The following is a 14,568-nucleotide window of genomic DNA, read 5'->3' on the forward strand; positions in this document are numbered from 1 at the left end:
CCGCACATGCTTGTTGCGTAAAGGATGACGACGGCAGGCACATGCGGCGATCCGTCATATGACTATTCGTTCTGTGCTATGCTTCTTCGATTAGCTGTCGCTTTTTAGGTCCTTCCAAGCAGACTTGATTCGCGCAATCCGCTAAACGGTCAGGCCGTGGCGCGGAAGGTTTCTTAACCCGCACTTCCTCGAGAAACTCGAAGAAAGGTGAGCGTAAAATGATGAAGCAATTCCAGTCGAACTCTTATCTGTTCGGCGGTAATGCTCCGTACGTCGAAGAGTTGTACGAGCAATATCTCGATAATCCCGCGTCAGTGCCCGAGACCTGGCGAGCCTACTTCGATGCGTTGCAGAACGTGCCCGCATCGGACGGCACGGCTCATAACGACGTGGCCCATGGCCCGATCGTCGAGTCGTTCGCTCAGCGCGCAAAGGCGAATGCCTTCCTGCCGCGTGAAAGCACAGGCGACCTCACCACTGCCCGCAAGCAGGTCTACGTCCAATCGCTGATCGGCGCGTATCGCTTCCTCGGCACGCAATGGGCGAACCTCGATCCGCTCAAGCGCCGCGAGCGTCCCGCGATCCCCGAACTCGAACCCGGCTTTTACGACTTCACCGAAGCCGACATGGATCAGGTGTTCAACGCGAACAACCTGTATTTCGGTTTCGAGCAGGCATCGCTGCGCGACATCGTCAAGGCGCTGCGCGACACGTACTGCGGCACGATCGGCGCCGAATTCATGTACATCAGCGATCCGGAGCAGAAGCGCTGGTGGAAGGAGAAGCTCGAGTCGATCCGCTCGACGCCGAACTTCACGAACGAAAAGAAAAAGCACATCCTGAACCGCCTGACGGCCGCCGAAGGCCTTGAGCGTTTCCTGCACACCAAGTATGTCGGCCAGAAGCGTTTCTCGCTGGAAGGCGGCGAGAGCTTCATCGCGTCGATGGACGAAGTCGTCCGTCACGCGGGCAAGAGCGGCGTGCAGGAAATCGTCATCGGCATGGCGCACCGTGGGCGTCTGAACGTGCTGGTCAATACGCTCGGCAAGATGCCGGCGGACCTGTTCGCCGAATTCGAAGGCAAGCACGTCGATGACCTGCCGGCCGGCGACGTGAAGTACCACAAGGGCTTTTCGTCGGATGTCGCCACCGAAGGCGGCCCGGTTCACCTGTCGCTCGCGTTCAACCCGTCGCACCTGGAAATCGTGAATCCGGTGGTCGAAGGTTCGGCCAAGGCGCGTATGGATCGCCGCGGCGACGAAGAAGGTCTGCAAGTGCTGCCGGTGCAAGTGCACGGCGACGCGGCTTTCGCGGGCCAGGGCGTCGTGATGGAAACGCTGAACCTCGCGCAGACGCGCGGCTACGGCACGCACGGCACGTTGCACATCGTCATCAACAACCAGATCGGCTTCACCACGTCGGACCCGCGCGATGCGCGCTCGACGCTGTACTGCTCGGACGTCGTCAAGATGATCGAGGCGCCGGTGCTGCACGTGAACGGTGACGATCCCGAAGCCGTCGTGCTCGCCACGCAGCTCGCGATCGACTTCCGCATGAAGTTCCACAAGGACGTGGTCGTCGACATCATCTGCTTCCGCAAGCTCGGCCACAACGAGCAGGACACGCCGGCGGTCACGCAGCCGCTGATGTACAAGACTATCGCCAAGCACCCGGGCACGCGCGCCGTCTACGCGGAAAAGCTCGTGCAGCAAGGCGTGATCTCGGCCGACGACGCCGACCGGTACATCAAGGAATATCGTCAGGCGATGGACGAAGGCCATCACACGATCGATCCCGTGCTCTCGAACTACAAGAGCAAGTACGCGGTCGACTGGGTGCCGTTCCTGAACCGCAAGTGGACCGACGCGGCCGACACCGCCGTGCCGCTCGCCGAACTGAAGCGTCTCGCCGAGCGCATCACGACGATTCCCGAGAACTTCAAGGTTCACCCGCTCGTCGAGCGCGTGATCAACGATCGCCGCGCGATGGGTCTCGGCGAAGCCAAGCTCGACTGGGGCATGGGCGAGCATCTCGCGTTCGCGTCGCTGGTCGCATCGGGCTACGCCGTGCGTCTGACGGGCCAGGACTCCGGTCGCGGCACGTTCACGCATCGTCACGCGGTGCTGCACGATCAGAACCGTGAGCGCTGGAACGACGGCACCTACATTCCGCTGCAGAACATCGCGGAAGGCCAGGCCAAGTTCACGGTGATCGACTCCGTGCTGTCCGAAGAAGCGGTGCTCGGCTTCGAGTACGGCTATTCGACGGCCGAGCCGAACACGTTCGTCGCGTGGGAAGCGCAGTTCGGCGACTTCGTGAACGGCGCGCAGGTCGTGATCGACCAGTTCATCTCGTCGGGCGAAGTGAAGTGGGGCCGCGTCTCCGGTCTCACGATGATGCTCCCGCACGGCTACGAAGGTCAGGGTCCGGAGCACTCGTCGGCGCGTATCGAGCGCTTCCTGCAACTGTGCGCGGACCACAACATGCAGGTGGTCCAGCCGACGACGCCGGCGCAGGTCTTCCACCTGCTGCGCCGTCAGATGATCCGCCTGTTCCGCAAGCCGCTCATCATCTTCACGCCGAAGTCGCTGCTGCGTCACAAGGAAGCCGTGTCGGATCTGACGGAACTGTCGAAGGGCTCGTTCCAGCCGGTCATCGGTGAAGTCGAACAAGGCATCGAGCCGAAGAAGGTCAAGCGCGTGGTCGTGTGTTCGGGCCGCGTGTACTACGACCTCGTCGCGCATCGCCGCGAAGCGAAGAGCAACGATGTCGCCATCGTGCGTATCGAGCAGCTGTATCCGTTCGCGCACAAGCAGTTCGACGCGGAAATCAAGAAGTACGAGAACGCGACGGAAGTGGTCTGGGTGCAGGACGAGCCGCAGAACCAGGGCGCCTGGTTCTACGTCGAGCACCATCTGCGCGAAGGCATGCGCGACGGCATGAAGCTGGCCTACAGCGGCCGTCCGGCTTCGGCATCGCCGGCAGTCGGCTACTACGCGAAGCACTACGAGCAGCAGAAGGCGCTCGTGGAAGGCGCGTTCGGCCGCCTGAAGGGCGCGCAGATCATCGCGAAGTAAGCAACGCTCGAGAGACCGGGCGCGCACGCCGCAGCCCGGTCCCGACGCTCGAACACACAGACACGCATTAGGACAATACAGAAATGGCTATCGTAGAAGTCAAGGTTCCCCAGCTTTCCGAGTCGGTCTCGGAAGCGACCATGCTGCAATGGAAGAAGAAGCCGGGTGAGGCTGTCGCCCAGGACGAAATCCTCATCGAAATCGAGACCGACAAGGTCGTGCTGGAAGTGCCCGCGCCGTCCGCGGGCGTTCTGGCGCAAGTGATCAAGCACGACGGCGATATCGTCACCGCCGACGAACTCATCGCGAAGATCGACACCGAAGCGAAAGCGGGCGAAGCGCCTGCCGCCGTCGCCGCTGCCGGCGACGCCGAAGTGAAACCCGCGCCGGTCGCGGAAACGACCGCCGCCGCCGCTCCGGCTGCTGCGCAAGCGTCGGCGGGCGGAGCTGCTTCGCCTGCCGCGACGAAGATTCTGGCCGAGAAGGGCGTTTCGGCGGATCAGGTTTCGGGCTCGGGCCGCGATGGCCGCATCACGAAGGGCGACGCGCTCGCCGCTTCGGCATCTGCTCCGGCGCCTGCCAAGGCCGCTGCTCCGGCTCCGGCCGCCGCGCCCGCGCGCGCCGCCAAGCCTGCGCTGCCGCAAGTGTCGGCGCCGGCATCGGCCGATCAGTGGCTCAAGGACCGCCCGGAACAACGCGTGCCGATGTCGCGCCTGCGTGCGCGTATCGCCGAGCGTCTGCTCGAATCGCAGCAAACCAACGCTATCCTGACGACGTTCAACGAAGTCAACATGGCGCCGGTCATGGATCTGCGCAACAAGTACAAGGATCGCTTCGAGAAGGAACATGGCGTGAAGCTCGGCTTCATGTCGTTCTTCGTGAAGGCCGCCGTGCATGCGCTGAAGAAGTTCCCGCTCGTGAACGCGTCGATCGACGGTAACGACATCGTCTATCACGGCTATTTCGACATCGGTATCGCGGTCGGCTCGCCGCGCGGTCTGGTGGTGCCGATCCTGCGCAACGCCGATCAGATGAGCCTCGCCGACATCGAGAAGAAGATCGCCGAATTCGGCCAGAAGGCGAAGGACGGCAAGCTGTCGATCGAAGACATGACCGGCGGCACGTTCTCCATCTCGAACGGCGGCGTGTTCGGTTCCATGCTGTCGACGCCGATCATCAACCCGCCGCAGTCCGCGATTCTCGGCGTGCACGCGACGAAGGAACGCGCCGTGGTGGAAAACGGCCAGATCGTGATCCGCCCGATGAACTACCTCGCGCTGTCGTACGACCACCGCATCATCGACGGCCGCGAAGCAGTGCTGTCGCTGGTCGCGATGAAGGACGCGCTGGAAGATCCGGCCCGTCTGCTGCTGGACCTGTAAGAAAAAGCAATTCGCCTCGATGCGCGCGATAGGCTCGCGCGCATCGCACGAGGCTGCTCCGCATGAGCGGAGCCAGACCAAAGGAAAGTCATGTCCAAGGAATTTGATGTCGTCGTGATCGGCGCGGGCCCCGGCGGCTATATCGCGGCGATTCGCGCAGCGCAGCTCGGCAAGACGGTTGCGTGTATCGAGAAGTGGAAGAATCCGGCGGGCGCGTTGAAGCTCGGCGGCACGTGCCTGAACGTGGGCTGCATTCCGTCGAAGGCGCTGCTCGCGTCTTCCGAAGAATTCGAAAATGCGTCGAAGCATCTGGCCGATCACGGCATCAGCGTGTCGGACGTGAAGCTCGACGTGTCGAAGATGCTGGCGCGCAAGGACGGCATCGTCGAGAAGATGACGAAGGGCATCGAGTTCCTGTTCCGCAAGAACAAGATCACGTGGCTCAAGGGTCATGGCAAATTCACCGGCAAGAATGCTGCCGGCGTGCAGATCGAAGTGTCGGGGGAAGGCGAGACGGAAGTCGTCACGGCGAAGAACGTGATCATCGCGACGGGCTCGAAGGCGCGTCATCTGCCGAACATTCCGGTCGATAACAAGATCGTCGCGGACAACGAAGGTGCGCTGTCGTTCGATGCCGTGCCGAAGAAGCTCGCCGTGATCGGCGCGGGCGTGATCGGTCTGGAACTCGGCTCGGTGTGGCGGCGTCTCGGCGCGGACGTGACCGTGCTCGAAGCGCTGCCGCAGTTCCTCGGCGCGGCGGACGAATCGCTCGCCAAGGAAGCCGCGAAGCAGTTCAAGAAGCAAGGTCTCGACATTCACCTCGGCGTGAAGATCGGCGAAGTGAAGACGTCGGACAAGGGTGTCTCGATCGCTTACACGGACAACGCGGGCAACGCGCAGACGCTGGAAGCGGACCGCCTGATCGTGTCGATCGGCCGCGTGCCGAACACCGATAACCTCGGCCTGGAAGCAATCGGCCTGAAGGCGAACGAGCGCGGTTTCATCGACGTGGACGACCATTGCGCGACGAGCGTGCCGAACGTGTACGCCATCGGCGACGTGGTGCGCGGCCCGATGCTCGCGCACAAGGCGGAAGACGAAGGCGTGGCGGTGGCGGAGATCATCGATGGTCAGAAGCCGCATATCGACTACAACTGCGTGCCGTGGGTCATCTACACGGAACCGGAAATCGCGTGGGTCGGCAAGACGGAACAGCAGCTCAAGGCCGAAGGCCGCGAGATCAAGACCGGCCAGTTCCCGATGATGGCCAATGGCCGCGCGCTCGGCATCGGCAAGGCTGAAGGCTTCGTCAAGATGATCGCCGACGCGAAGACCGACGAGATCCTCGGCGTGCACGTGATCGCAGCGGACGCATCGGATCTGATCGCGGAAGCCGTTGTCGCGATGGAGTTCAAGGCGGCGTCGGAAGATATCGGCCGCATTTGCCATCCGCATCCGTCGCTGTCGGAAGTGATGCGTGAAGCGGCGCTGGCCGTCGACAAGCGCGCGTTGAACATGTAATCGAGCTCGGCTTCGGGCAGTCAGGCATCGCACACGAAGGCGAGCGGATCAAACCGCTCGCCTTCGTCACTTCAAACGGCAGAAGATGAACGTCACCGAATACTACGAAAGCGAACTGCGCACACGGGGTTATCAATCGGACGAGGCGCAGCTCGCGGCGGTCGCGCGCCTGCAGCAGTGCTACGAAGAGTGGGTCGCATACAAGTCGCGCCGCTCCAACGCGCTCAAGAAGTTTCTCGTGCGTCCGGACCTGCCGCGCGGTGTCTACATGTGGGGTGGCGTCGGACGCGGCAAGAGCTTCCTGATGGACAGCTTCTATGCCGTCGTGCCGGTGCAGCGCAAGACGCGGCTGCATTTTCACGAGTTCATGCGCGAAGTGCATCGCGAACTGGAAGAGCTGAAAGGGCAGGCCGATCCGCTCGACGAACTGGCGAAACGCATCGCCAAACGATACAGGCTGATCTGCTTCGACGAATTTCACGTCTCGGATATCGCCGACGCGATGATTCTCTATCGTCTGCTCGACCGCCTCTTCAAGAACGGCGTGCAGTTCGTGATGACGTCCAATTACGAGCCGGACACGCTGTATCCGGAAGGGCTGCATCGCGATCGTCTTCTGCCCGCGATCGAACTCATCAAGGAGCATCTCGACGTGCTCAACGTCGATGCCGGCACCGACTACCGCAAGCGCACGCTGTCGCAGGTGAAGGCGTATCACACGCCGCTCGGTGCGGCGGCGAGCGAAGCGTTGCGCGCGGACTATGCGAAGCTCGCGGCCGTGCCCGACGAGAGCCCGATCCTGCACATCGAAAAGCGCGAGATCAAGGCGCTGCGTAAGGCCGACGGCGTCGTGTGGTTCGACTTCGCGACGCTCTGCGGCGGCCCGCGTTCGCAGAACGACTATCTCGAACTGTCGAACCGGTTCCATGCGGTGATCCTGTCGGACGTGCCGCAGATGACGCCGCGCATGGCGTCCGAAGCGCGCCGCTTCACGTGGCTCATCGATGTCTTCTACGACCACAAGGTGAAGCTGCTGATGTCGGCGGCCGTGCCCGCGGAAGAGCTGTACGTGGAAGGACCGATGGCCAACGAATTCGCACGCACGGTTTCGCGCATTATCGAGATGCAGTCGAAGGAGTATCTGGAGGCGCCACGGCGCGTCGCGGATATCTCGCTCACCTAATACGAGTATCAAAAATCTGCGGTTAGCCAATCGGCATAAGGCTTTGGGGGCTATTTCAAGATTCGGATCACTCCGATTTGCCGGCTTTCGGGTACTCGGTATCGTCGATGCCGGTTATCAGTCAGCAAATTGGAGAAACTACCGTGAAGCCCTACCGCGACATGTCCGACGAAGAATGGCAGATGGTCGCACCGCTGCTTCCCGAACTGCGCCCGCGTCTGGAACTGCGGGGCCGGCCGCTCGCCAACACCCGCGCCGTGCTCAACGGTGTGCTCTGGGTGATGTACAGCGGCGCGTCGTGGTCCACGCTGCCGCGCAAATATCCGTCGTATCAAACGTGTCATCGGCGTTTCAAGACGTGGCACGAGTCGGGCGTCCTGCTGCGCGTCATGTCGCAACTGTTCGGGCCGGCCGGAGAATCGCTCTATGCGTTGATGACATCGCGCATGCGCGTGCCGCCGGAGTTCAAGCCCGAGAGCGTGGGCTTGCCCGAAGGCGTGCAAGTGGTCGAGGTGCATCACCGTCACGCCGCATGATCTCGTCGAACGCACGTACGAGATAAGCAAAGCCGGTCGAAGATATATAGCTTCGACCGGCTTTGTCCTTTCTGGAACTTACTGCTGGCGCAGCCAGGTCTGCGAACGCCCCAGCAGCGACACGCCGATATACCCGCGCACGACGAGCTTCTGCCCGCCGTCCTCCATCTTCATCTTGCACTTGTAGAGCTTGCCGTTCTCGGGATCGAGAATCTGGCCGCCATCCCATGCATCGCCGTTCTGCCGCATGCCGGTGATGATCGTCATGCCCTTGACCAGTTGATCCTTCCGCTCATCGGTGCAGGCCGTGCAGCGTCGCTCGGGATGATCGAACTCGCCGATGCCGCGCACGACTTTGCCCGACAACTGGCCGCTCCCGTCGTCGACGATCTGGATGATCGCTTTCGGCTTGCCGGTCTGATCGTCGATGGTTTGCCAGGTGCCGACGGGCGTCGCCGCTTGCGCGAACACGCTCGCGGCGAAGGTGGCGCAGAGCGCGCCGAGCATCGCGCGCACGCCGCGCGAGCCGATGGAACGGGTCATGTCGTCTCCTTGTTGTGATCGCCCGAGCATACGAGAAAGCGACCGCTCCCGTCTGGGAGGAAACGTTCTAGCGGCGCGCGTTCAAGACTCAGACGCCGCCTTTCAGACCCGCTTCGAGTGTGGCGAACGTGCGCTCGTCGGTGCGATCGAAATGCAGCGGCGTGACCGAGACGCGGCCGGACGCGACCACCGCCGTTTCGCTATCGGGCGAATTCGGGCGCGGGCCGCGCTGAAAGCGCAGCCAGTGATAGTCGATGCCACGCGGATCGACGAGCGGCAGCACATCGATGCCTTCCACGAGGCCGACGCCCTGCCGCGTCACGGTCAGCGGACCGGCGGCGGACGCATCGCAATCGGGGAAGTTGACGTTCAGGCATGTGGGCGCGTCGTGGGAGATCGCGAGCAACTGGCGGATCACGCCGGGCGCGAGCGCGCGCGCCGTATCCCAGCGCACGTTCTCGCGGTCGGTAAAGGTCTGGCTGAGTGCGATCGAGGGCAGGCCGAGCAGCAGGCCCGTCATCGCCGCGCCGACGGTGCCGGAGAACATCGTCTCGACGCCGAGATTCGCGCCGCGGTTGATGCCGGAGAGCACGAGCGTGGGCGGCGCGTCCTTCATGATGTGGCGCGCGCCCATCACGACGCAGTCGCCGGGCGTGCCCTGCACGCCGTAGCGCCGCTCGCCCTGGCGCGACACGCGCAGCGGCGAATGCAGGCTGATGGAGTGCGACGTGCCGCTTTGATCGTGCTCGGGCGCGATGACCCAGACTTCGTGCGCGAGTTCGGCGGCGACGGCTTCCAGCGCGGCTAAGCCGGGCGCGTCGATGCCGTCATCGTTGGTGATGAGCACACGCTGCACGATGGGTGAGAGGGCGGACATCGCGAATCGCTCCTTGGTCGATGGTGAAAAGTATCGACCGATTATTACAGAGTTCGCGTATTCGGGCGTCCGCTGCCCGGTTCTTCCTGACGCCTTACTTTACGCCCAGACCGCGCAGCACCGCGTTGCCGTCCGCGGTCAGACGCAGTTTCGGCGCGCCCATGTCCGGCGACACGATCTCGACATAGCCATATTCCTGCAGCGAGGCGACGTCGGGCGTGGCGGCCATCACGTCGATGGGCGCGTGAAACAGCAACAGCAACGTTGCGATTTCGTGATGGCTCAGAAGCCTTTTGATGGCTCGCACGGGTGCGGAAGCCGGACGGCGGAGGTTCATGAACGAATTCCTCAAGTTTGCATGACGATGTGCGGCGCTTCTGGCGCGGTGCCTCTGCGCGGACCTTGATGTCGATGGAGTGCGGGAAGGTTATCGGCCGACTCTTAGGCGAAACTTAAAACACGCGGCGCGCGACGCGGCACGTTGTTACATCCGATGTCACGAGTTCAGCGTTCATTTCATCGGCGTGCCGCTCAGAAGCGATAGTCAGGATTCTTCGGGTCGAACGTCAGATCATCGAAGGGTTTGATTTCGATGCGCTCGAACACGACGCTTTCGAAAATATTGCCGTCGTTGTCGTACGACTCCACCGTGCGGAAAACCGGCCGCTCGAGGTCGAGCCCGAGCACTTCCTTCTTCGCGTAAAACTCGGGCTGTCCCGTGGGCGTTTCATACGTGAGCGCGACGACGCGCAGTCCGTCGATCATCTTCACCTCGATATTTGACGGCTTCGTGATGCCCGCTTCGGCGAACCTGCGCCCTTCCTCGATGAAGCGCTGCGTGATCGCGACGATACCGAGCTCGCGGATCGAATGATTCGATTGCGCGCGGGCGAAGGCGCCGTTCACCGATGTCCACATCGGCACGACGCCGAGCAAGCCGCCCAGATGACCGTAGAGTTGGTCGGGGCGTTTGGAATCGTCGTAGATGACTTCCTGGCCCGCATGCGCGCCATCGGGCAGCCATTTTGCGTAGATGCGCAAGGGCTCGCGCGTGACGCGCACGAGCATGTGATCCGCGCGCTTCGGCCACTTGCCCTTGATGCGCTCGCGCCGGCGCATCGTGAATTCGCAGGATTGGAAGTCGTCCAGGCCTTCCTGCAAATAGCGCGACAGCGTGCGCGCGTCGAGCGAGTGAAACAGGGCGACGAGTTGCGCGTCGTCGAGTTTCGCGAGCGCGCCGCTTTCGGCCGAGCGCGAGAGCCATTGCGCCTGCTGCTCGACGCTCAGGTCACCGACGCGCGCGACGTCATCGGTTGCATCCGCACGCGCACCCGAAGACGCGAGCGCGAGCACGAGGCACAACAGGCCCGCGCACGCGAGCAGCAAGTCAGAAGCTTGGCGGCATCGCGCACGCGGCATAAGCATCTCCGAAAGTCAGTCCTGCGATTTTCGTGGTTTTAATTCGGCGTCGCGCAATTCGCGTCTGAGCACCTTGCCGATCGTCGTGAGCGGCAACGCGTCGCGGAACTCGACGTAGGATGGCACCTTGTAGCCGGTCAGGTGTAAACGGGCGAACTTCAGCAGTTCTTCCACCGTGAGCGCGTCGTCGCGACGCACGACGAACGCCTTCACGCGCTCGCCCGTCACCGGATCGGGCACGCCCACGGCCGCCACCGCGCGCACTTTCGGATGCGCGGCGAGCACTTCCTCGATTTCGTTCGGATACACGTTGAAGCCCGACACGATCATCATGTCCTTCTTGCGGTCGATGAGCCGGATGATGCCGCGCGCGTCCATCACGCCGATGTCGCCGGTCGCGAGCCAGCCGTCCGGATCGATGGCTTTCGCCGTGTCCTCGGGACGGTTCCAGTAGCCTTTCATCACTTGCGGGCCCTGCACGCAGAGTTCGCCCGGTTCGTCGACGTTCGCCCATGCGCCATCGTCGCGGCGCATGCGCACGAGCGTGGAGGGCACCGGCACGCCGATGGTGCCGTCGAATTCGCTCGCGCCGTGAGCATCGAGCGGCGTCGCGGCGACGAGCGGCGAACATTCGGTGAGGCCGTAGCCTTCGACGAGCGTCTGGCCGGTCATCGCCCTGAAGCGCTCGGCGATCACGCGCTGGGTCGCCATGCCGCCCGCCATCGCGAGCTTGAGCGCCGAGAAGTCGCGCTGGCGGAATGCGTCGTTGTCCATGAGCGCGCTGTAGAGCGTGTTGAGCGCGGTGATCGCCGTGAAGTTTTCGTGACGCAGCGTGCGCATGAGCGCGTTGATATCGCGCGGATTGACGATCAGCACGTTGCGCGCGCCGATCGCGAGAAAGGCGAGCGCATTCACCGTCAGCGAATAGATGTGATAGAGCGGCAACGGCGTGACGATGATTTCCTCGCCATCGACGAGCTGTCCGCCTGCCCATGCGAGCGCCTGCAGCAGATTGGCGATGACATTGCGATGCGTGAGCATCGCGCCCTTCGCGACGCCCGTCGTGCCGCCGGTGTACTGAATGAACGCGATGTCGCCATGACCGACTCTCACCGGCTCGAACTTCTGCCGCGCGCCGCGCGCGAGCGCCTGCGGCAGACGGACCGCATCGGGCAGCGCGTACGCGGGCACCTGCTTCTTCACATGACGCAGGAACAGATCGATCGCGCGGCCTTTCACATTGAGGCCGTTGCCGAGCAGGTCACCGAGCCCGGTCACGACGATATTCCTCACACGCGAGCCCGGCTGCGCGTCCTGCACGGTCTTCGCGAAGTTCTCGAACACAACCACGGTCTGCGCGCCGCTATCCTTGAGCTGATGGCTCAGTTCGCGCACCGTGTAGAGCGGATTCACGTTGACGACGATCGCGCCCGCGATCAGCGTGCCAAAAAGCGCGACGGGATAGACCAGCGTGTTGGGCATCATCAGCGCGACGCGATCGCCGGGCTTCACGCCGATACTTTGAAGATACGACGCGAACGCATGCGCCTTCTCGCCGAGCGTGGCGAATGTCAGTTCGGAGCCGAGACTCACGAACGCGACGCGATCCCGAAACCGCTCGACGCACTCATCGAAGAAATGCGCGAGCGAGCGATAGCGCGAAGGATCGATGTCTCGCGCGACATACGGCGGATACGACGCGTACCAGATGCCGTCCGTCGCGTGCGGCGTAAAAGCCCCGCGCGGCGCTGTCTGTCCCGGGCTCATGTGGTGTCTCCGTCGGCGCGCTTCGTTTTCGTGGACTGGCGCGCCTTATTTTTTGCTTCTTCCGCTTACCGCTCCAGTATCGCGACGACGCCCTGGCCGCCCGCCGCGCAGATCGAGATCAGTCCGCGCAACGGCTTGCCGTCGCTGCGTTCGGGCGCTTTCGCGAGCATCTTCGCCAGCGTGCCGACGATACGCCCGCCCGTCGCCGCAAACGGATGTCCGGTCGCTAGCGATCCGCCGTTCACGTTGAGCCGCGCGCGGTCGATCGCTCCGAGCGGCCTGCCCAGGCCGAGCGCGGTGCGGCAGTATTCATCGTCTTCCCACGCGGCGAGCGTGCACAGCACTTGCGCGGCGAACGCCTCGTGAATTTCGTAAAAATCGAAGTCCTGCAACGCGAGCTTGGCGCGCGTGAGCATCGACGGCACCGCGTAAGCGGGCGCCATCAGAAGGCCTTCGCGCTTGTCGAAGAAGTCGACGGCCGCGGTCGCGGAGAACGTGAGGAACGCCTGCACCGGCAGTCCGCGCTCGGCGGCCCATTGCTCGGAGGCGAGCAGCACGGCCGATGCGCCATCGGTGAGCGGCGTCGAGTTGCCTGCGGTGAGCGTGCCGGCGTCGCGATCGAAGACGGGTTTCAACTGCGACAGCTGATCGAGCGTGACATCGGGGCGCAGGTTGTTGTCGCGCGCGAGCCCTTTGTACGGCGTCATCAGATCGTTGAAGAAACCGCGCCCATAAGCAGCCGCGAGCTTGCGATGACTTTCCTCGGTCAGCGCGTCCTGCGACTCGCGCGAAATCTTCCAGCGCTTGGCCATCAGTTCGCAGTGCTCGCCCATCGAGAGGCCCGTGCGCGGTTCCGCGTTGCGCGGCAAAAGCGGCCGGAAGAACATGCCGGGCCGCAGTTTCGCGAGCGCGCCGACACGCTGACCCGCCGAGCGTCCGCGATTCGCTTCGAGCAGGATCTTGCGCATGCGCTCGTTCACGGCGATGGGCGCATCCGACGCCGTATCCACGCCGCCCGCGATGCCCACGTCGATCTGCCCGAGCGCGATCTTGTTGGCGACCAGAATCGCAGTTTCGAGGCCGGTGCCGCACGCCTGCTGCACGTCGTAGGCGGGCGTTTCCTTCGCGAGCGTGGTCGAGAGCGCGGCTTCGCGCGTCAGGTTGAAGTCGCGCGAATGCTTGACGACCGCGCCCGCGGCCATTTCGCCGAGACGCATGCCATGCAGATCGAAGCGATCGACGAGACCTTGCAGCGTAAAGCTCAGCATGTCCTGATTCGACGCGCTCGCGTAGGCCGTGTTCGAGCGCGCGAACGGAATCCGGTTGCTGCCGATGATCGCGACCCTCCGCGCTTCGCTCATGGCAGCTCCCATTCGAAATGGCCGCGCAGATGCGGCCGGTCGCCCGCGAGATCGCGCACTTCGAAATCGCGCGCGGCGGGCGAGGGCGCGGCGGTCCAGAGCGTGGCGTCGCCGGGCAGATAGAGCGGCGACTTGAAATCGCCGTGCGCATGTCCGGACGCGAGCGGCTTGATCGGATGCAGCGCCGCGAGCGTGCGCGCGAGCGTCCACATGCCATGCGCGATCGCGCGTGGAAAGCCGAACGCTTTCGCGCTCAGCATATGCAGATGGATCGGATTGAAGTCGCCCGATGCCTTCGCGTAATCGCGTCCGAGTTGCGGCGGGAGCTGCCAGCGCGCTTCGCGTGCGAGCAGCGGCACGCGCGCATCGGAAGCATCGGCGATTTCGATCGACGGTGCGGCGCTTTCGCTGCGCACGCCGCGCTTCAGATAGACGCTGTCGCCTTCCCACACGGCCTCGCCGCGCCGGTAGATGCGCGTATGCAGCGTGAACGCCTGGCCCTTCTGATGCGGCACGAGCGGCCCGCACTCCACTTCGATGCGCAAGCCCTGGCCCGCCGTGAGCGGACGGCGCAGCCGCACGCTGTTGGACAGATGCACGACGCCGAGCGCGGACCAGGGAAACGATGGGTCGGTGAGCATCATCAGATGCAAGGGGAACGCGAGCACGTGCGGGAAGGTGAGCGGCACGCCATGCTCGGGGATGAATCCGCAGACGCGCGCATAGCGGCCGACCTGCTCCGCGTCGAGCTTGACGTCCGGACGCACGAGCCTGAGCGCGGGCAACTCCGGCGAGCGTGCGCGTCTGAAGAGCGCGGGCAGCGCGCGTCCGTAGAGCTTTGCGGGCGGCGGCAGGGTATCGATGACGACGGTGCGGGCGCGCGGCATGGTCGGTGCGTGCAT

12 protein-coding genes are annotated in these 14,568 nt (G+C 63.7%); 5 read left to right on the forward strand and 7 right to left on the reverse strand.

Annotation, left to right across the window (positions count from 1 at the left end):
* Positions 1-218: 218 nt before the first annotated feature.
* From IAG25_RS08940 to IAG25_RS08960, 5 genes are all read left to right on the forward strand, one after another.
* Positions 219-3,077, forward strand: coding sequence for a 2-oxoglutarate dehydrogenase E1 component (locus IAG25_RS08940; RefSeq protein ID WP_187604564.1), 2,859 nt, complete (start codon positions 219-221; stop codon positions 3,075-3,077).
* An 83-nt stretch (positions 3,078-3,160) separates the two neighbouring features.
* The gene (odhB, locus tag IAG25_RS08945) at positions 3,161-4,459 is read left to right on the forward strand and encodes a 2-oxoglutarate dehydrogenase complex dihydrolipoyllysine-residue succinyltransferase (RefSeq protein WP_187604565.1); all 1,299 of its coding nucleotides are present in this window, start codon (positions 3,161-3,163) and stop codon (positions 4,457-4,459) included.
* Between the two features lie 90 nt (positions 4,460-4,549).
* Positions 4,550-5,980, forward strand: coding sequence for a dihydrolipoyl dehydrogenase (gene lpdA / locus IAG25_RS08950; protein ID WP_187604566.1), 1,431 nt, complete (start codon positions 4,550-4,552; stop codon positions 5,978-5,980).
* Between the two features lie 85 nt (positions 5,981-6,065).
* Entirely contained in the window at positions 6,066-7,163 is a 1,098-nt protein-coding gene (gene zapE, locus IAG25_RS08955; RefSeq protein WP_187604567.1) for a cell division protein ZapE, read from the forward strand.
* Positions 7,164-7,306: 143 nt separating this feature from the next.
* A complete protein-coding gene (locus IAG25_RS08960) occupies positions 7,307-7,699 on the forward strand; it encodes a transposase (RefSeq protein ID WP_035501104.1) in 393 nt (130 codons plus the stop codon).
* A 78-nt stretch (positions 7,700-7,777) separates the two neighbouring features.
* On the opposite strand, the gene IAG25_RS08965 is transcribed toward IAG25_RS08960, so the two are convergent.
* The 7 genes from IAG25_RS08965 to IAG25_RS08995 all read right to left on the reverse strand — a co-directional run bounded on the left by IAG25_RS08965 (position 7,778) and on the right by IAG25_RS08995 (position 14,568).
* Entirely contained in the window at positions 7,778-8,242 is a 465-nt protein-coding gene (locus IAG25_RS08965; protein WP_187604568.1) for a DUF2147 domain-containing protein, read from the reverse strand.
* A gap of 88 nt (positions 8,243-8,330) precedes the next feature.
* Entirely contained in the window at positions 8,331-9,119 is a 789-nt protein-coding gene (gene surE, locus IAG25_RS08970; protein ID WP_035501100.1) for a 5'/3'-nucleotidase SurE, read from the reverse strand.
* A 94-nt stretch (positions 9,120-9,213) separates the two neighbouring features.
* Entirely contained in the window at positions 9,214-9,456 is a 243-nt protein-coding gene (locus IAG25_RS08975) for a hypothetical protein (protein WP_187604569.1), read from the reverse strand.
* Positions 9,457-9,650: 194 nt separating this feature from the next.
* On the reverse strand, positions 9,651-10,538 hold the full coding sequence (locus IAG25_RS08980; protein WP_187604570.1) for a DUF1571 domain-containing protein: 888 nt from the start codon (positions 10,536-10,538) through the stop codon (positions 9,651-9,653).
* Positions 10,539-10,553: 15 nt separating this feature from the next.
* Positions 10,554-12,305, reverse strand: coding sequence for an AMP-binding protein (locus IAG25_RS08985; protein WP_187604571.1), 1,752 nt, complete (start codon positions 12,303-12,305; stop codon positions 10,554-10,556).
* Between the two features lie 65 nt (positions 12,306-12,370).
* A complete protein-coding gene (locus IAG25_RS08990; RefSeq protein ID WP_255503614.1) occupies positions 12,371-13,666 on the reverse strand; it encodes an acetyl-CoA C-acetyltransferase in 1,296 nt (431 codons plus the stop codon).
* Positions 13,663-14,568 carry a MaoC/PaaZ C-terminal domain-containing protein gene (locus tag IAG25_RS08995; RefSeq protein ID WP_187604573.1) on the reverse strand — a complete coding sequence of 302 codons (906 nt, stop codon included), beginning with the start codon at positions 14,566-14,568 and terminating at the stop codon, positions 13,663-13,665. Before IAG25_RS08995 ends, IAG25_RS08990 begins: the two co-directional genes overlap by 4 nt.

The organism is Caballeronia sp. EK (assembly GCF_014384845.1).
Lineage (GTDB): Bacteria > Pseudomonadota > Gammaproteobacteria > Burkholderiales > Burkholderiaceae > Caballeronia > Caballeronia jiangsuensis.

Bases quoted from the DNA above. Each gene is read 5' to 3' on its own strand.
- IAG25_RS08940 (WP_187604564.1), top strand. From the start codon at position 219: ATGATGAAGCAATTCCAGTCGAACTCTTATCTGTTCGGCGGTAATGCT.
- odhB (WP_187604565.1), top strand. From the start codon at position 3,161: ATGGCTATCGTAGAAGTCAAGGTTCCCCAGCTTTCCGAGTCGGTCTCG.
- lpdA (WP_187604566.1), top strand. From the start codon at position 4,550: ATGTCCAAGGAATTTGATGTCGTCGTGATCGGCGCGGGCCCCGGCGGC.
- zapE (WP_187604567.1), top strand. From the start codon at position 6,066: ATGAACGTCACCGAATACTACGAAAGCGAACTGCGCACACGGGGTTAT.
- IAG25_RS08965 (WP_187604568.1), bottom strand. From the start codon at position 8,242: ATGACCCGTTCCATCGGCTCGCGCGGCGTGCGCGCGATGCTCGGCGCG.
- surE (WP_035501100.1), bottom strand. From the start codon at position 9,119: ATGTCCGCCCTCTCACCCATCGTGCAGCGTGTGCTCATCACCAACGAT.
- IAG25_RS08975 (WP_187604569.1), bottom strand. From the start codon at position 9,456: ATGAACCTCCGCCGTCCGGCTTCCGCACCCGTGCGAGCCATCAAAAGG.
- IAG25_RS08980 (WP_187604570.1), bottom strand. From the start codon at position 10,538: ATGCCGCGTGCGCGATGCCGCCAAGCTTCTGACTTGCTGCTCGCGTGC.
- IAG25_RS08985 (WP_187604571.1), bottom strand. From the start codon at position 12,305: ATGAGCCCGGGACAGACAGCGCCGCGCGGGGCTTTTACGCCGCACGCG.
- IAG25_RS08990 (WP_255503614.1), bottom strand. From the start codon at position 13,666: ATGAGCGAAGCGCGGAGGGTCGCGATCATCGGCAGCAACCGGATTCCG.
- IAG25_RS08995 (WP_187604573.1), bottom strand. From the start codon at position 14,568: ATGCACGCACCGACCATGCCGCGCGCCCGCACCGTCGTCATCGATACC.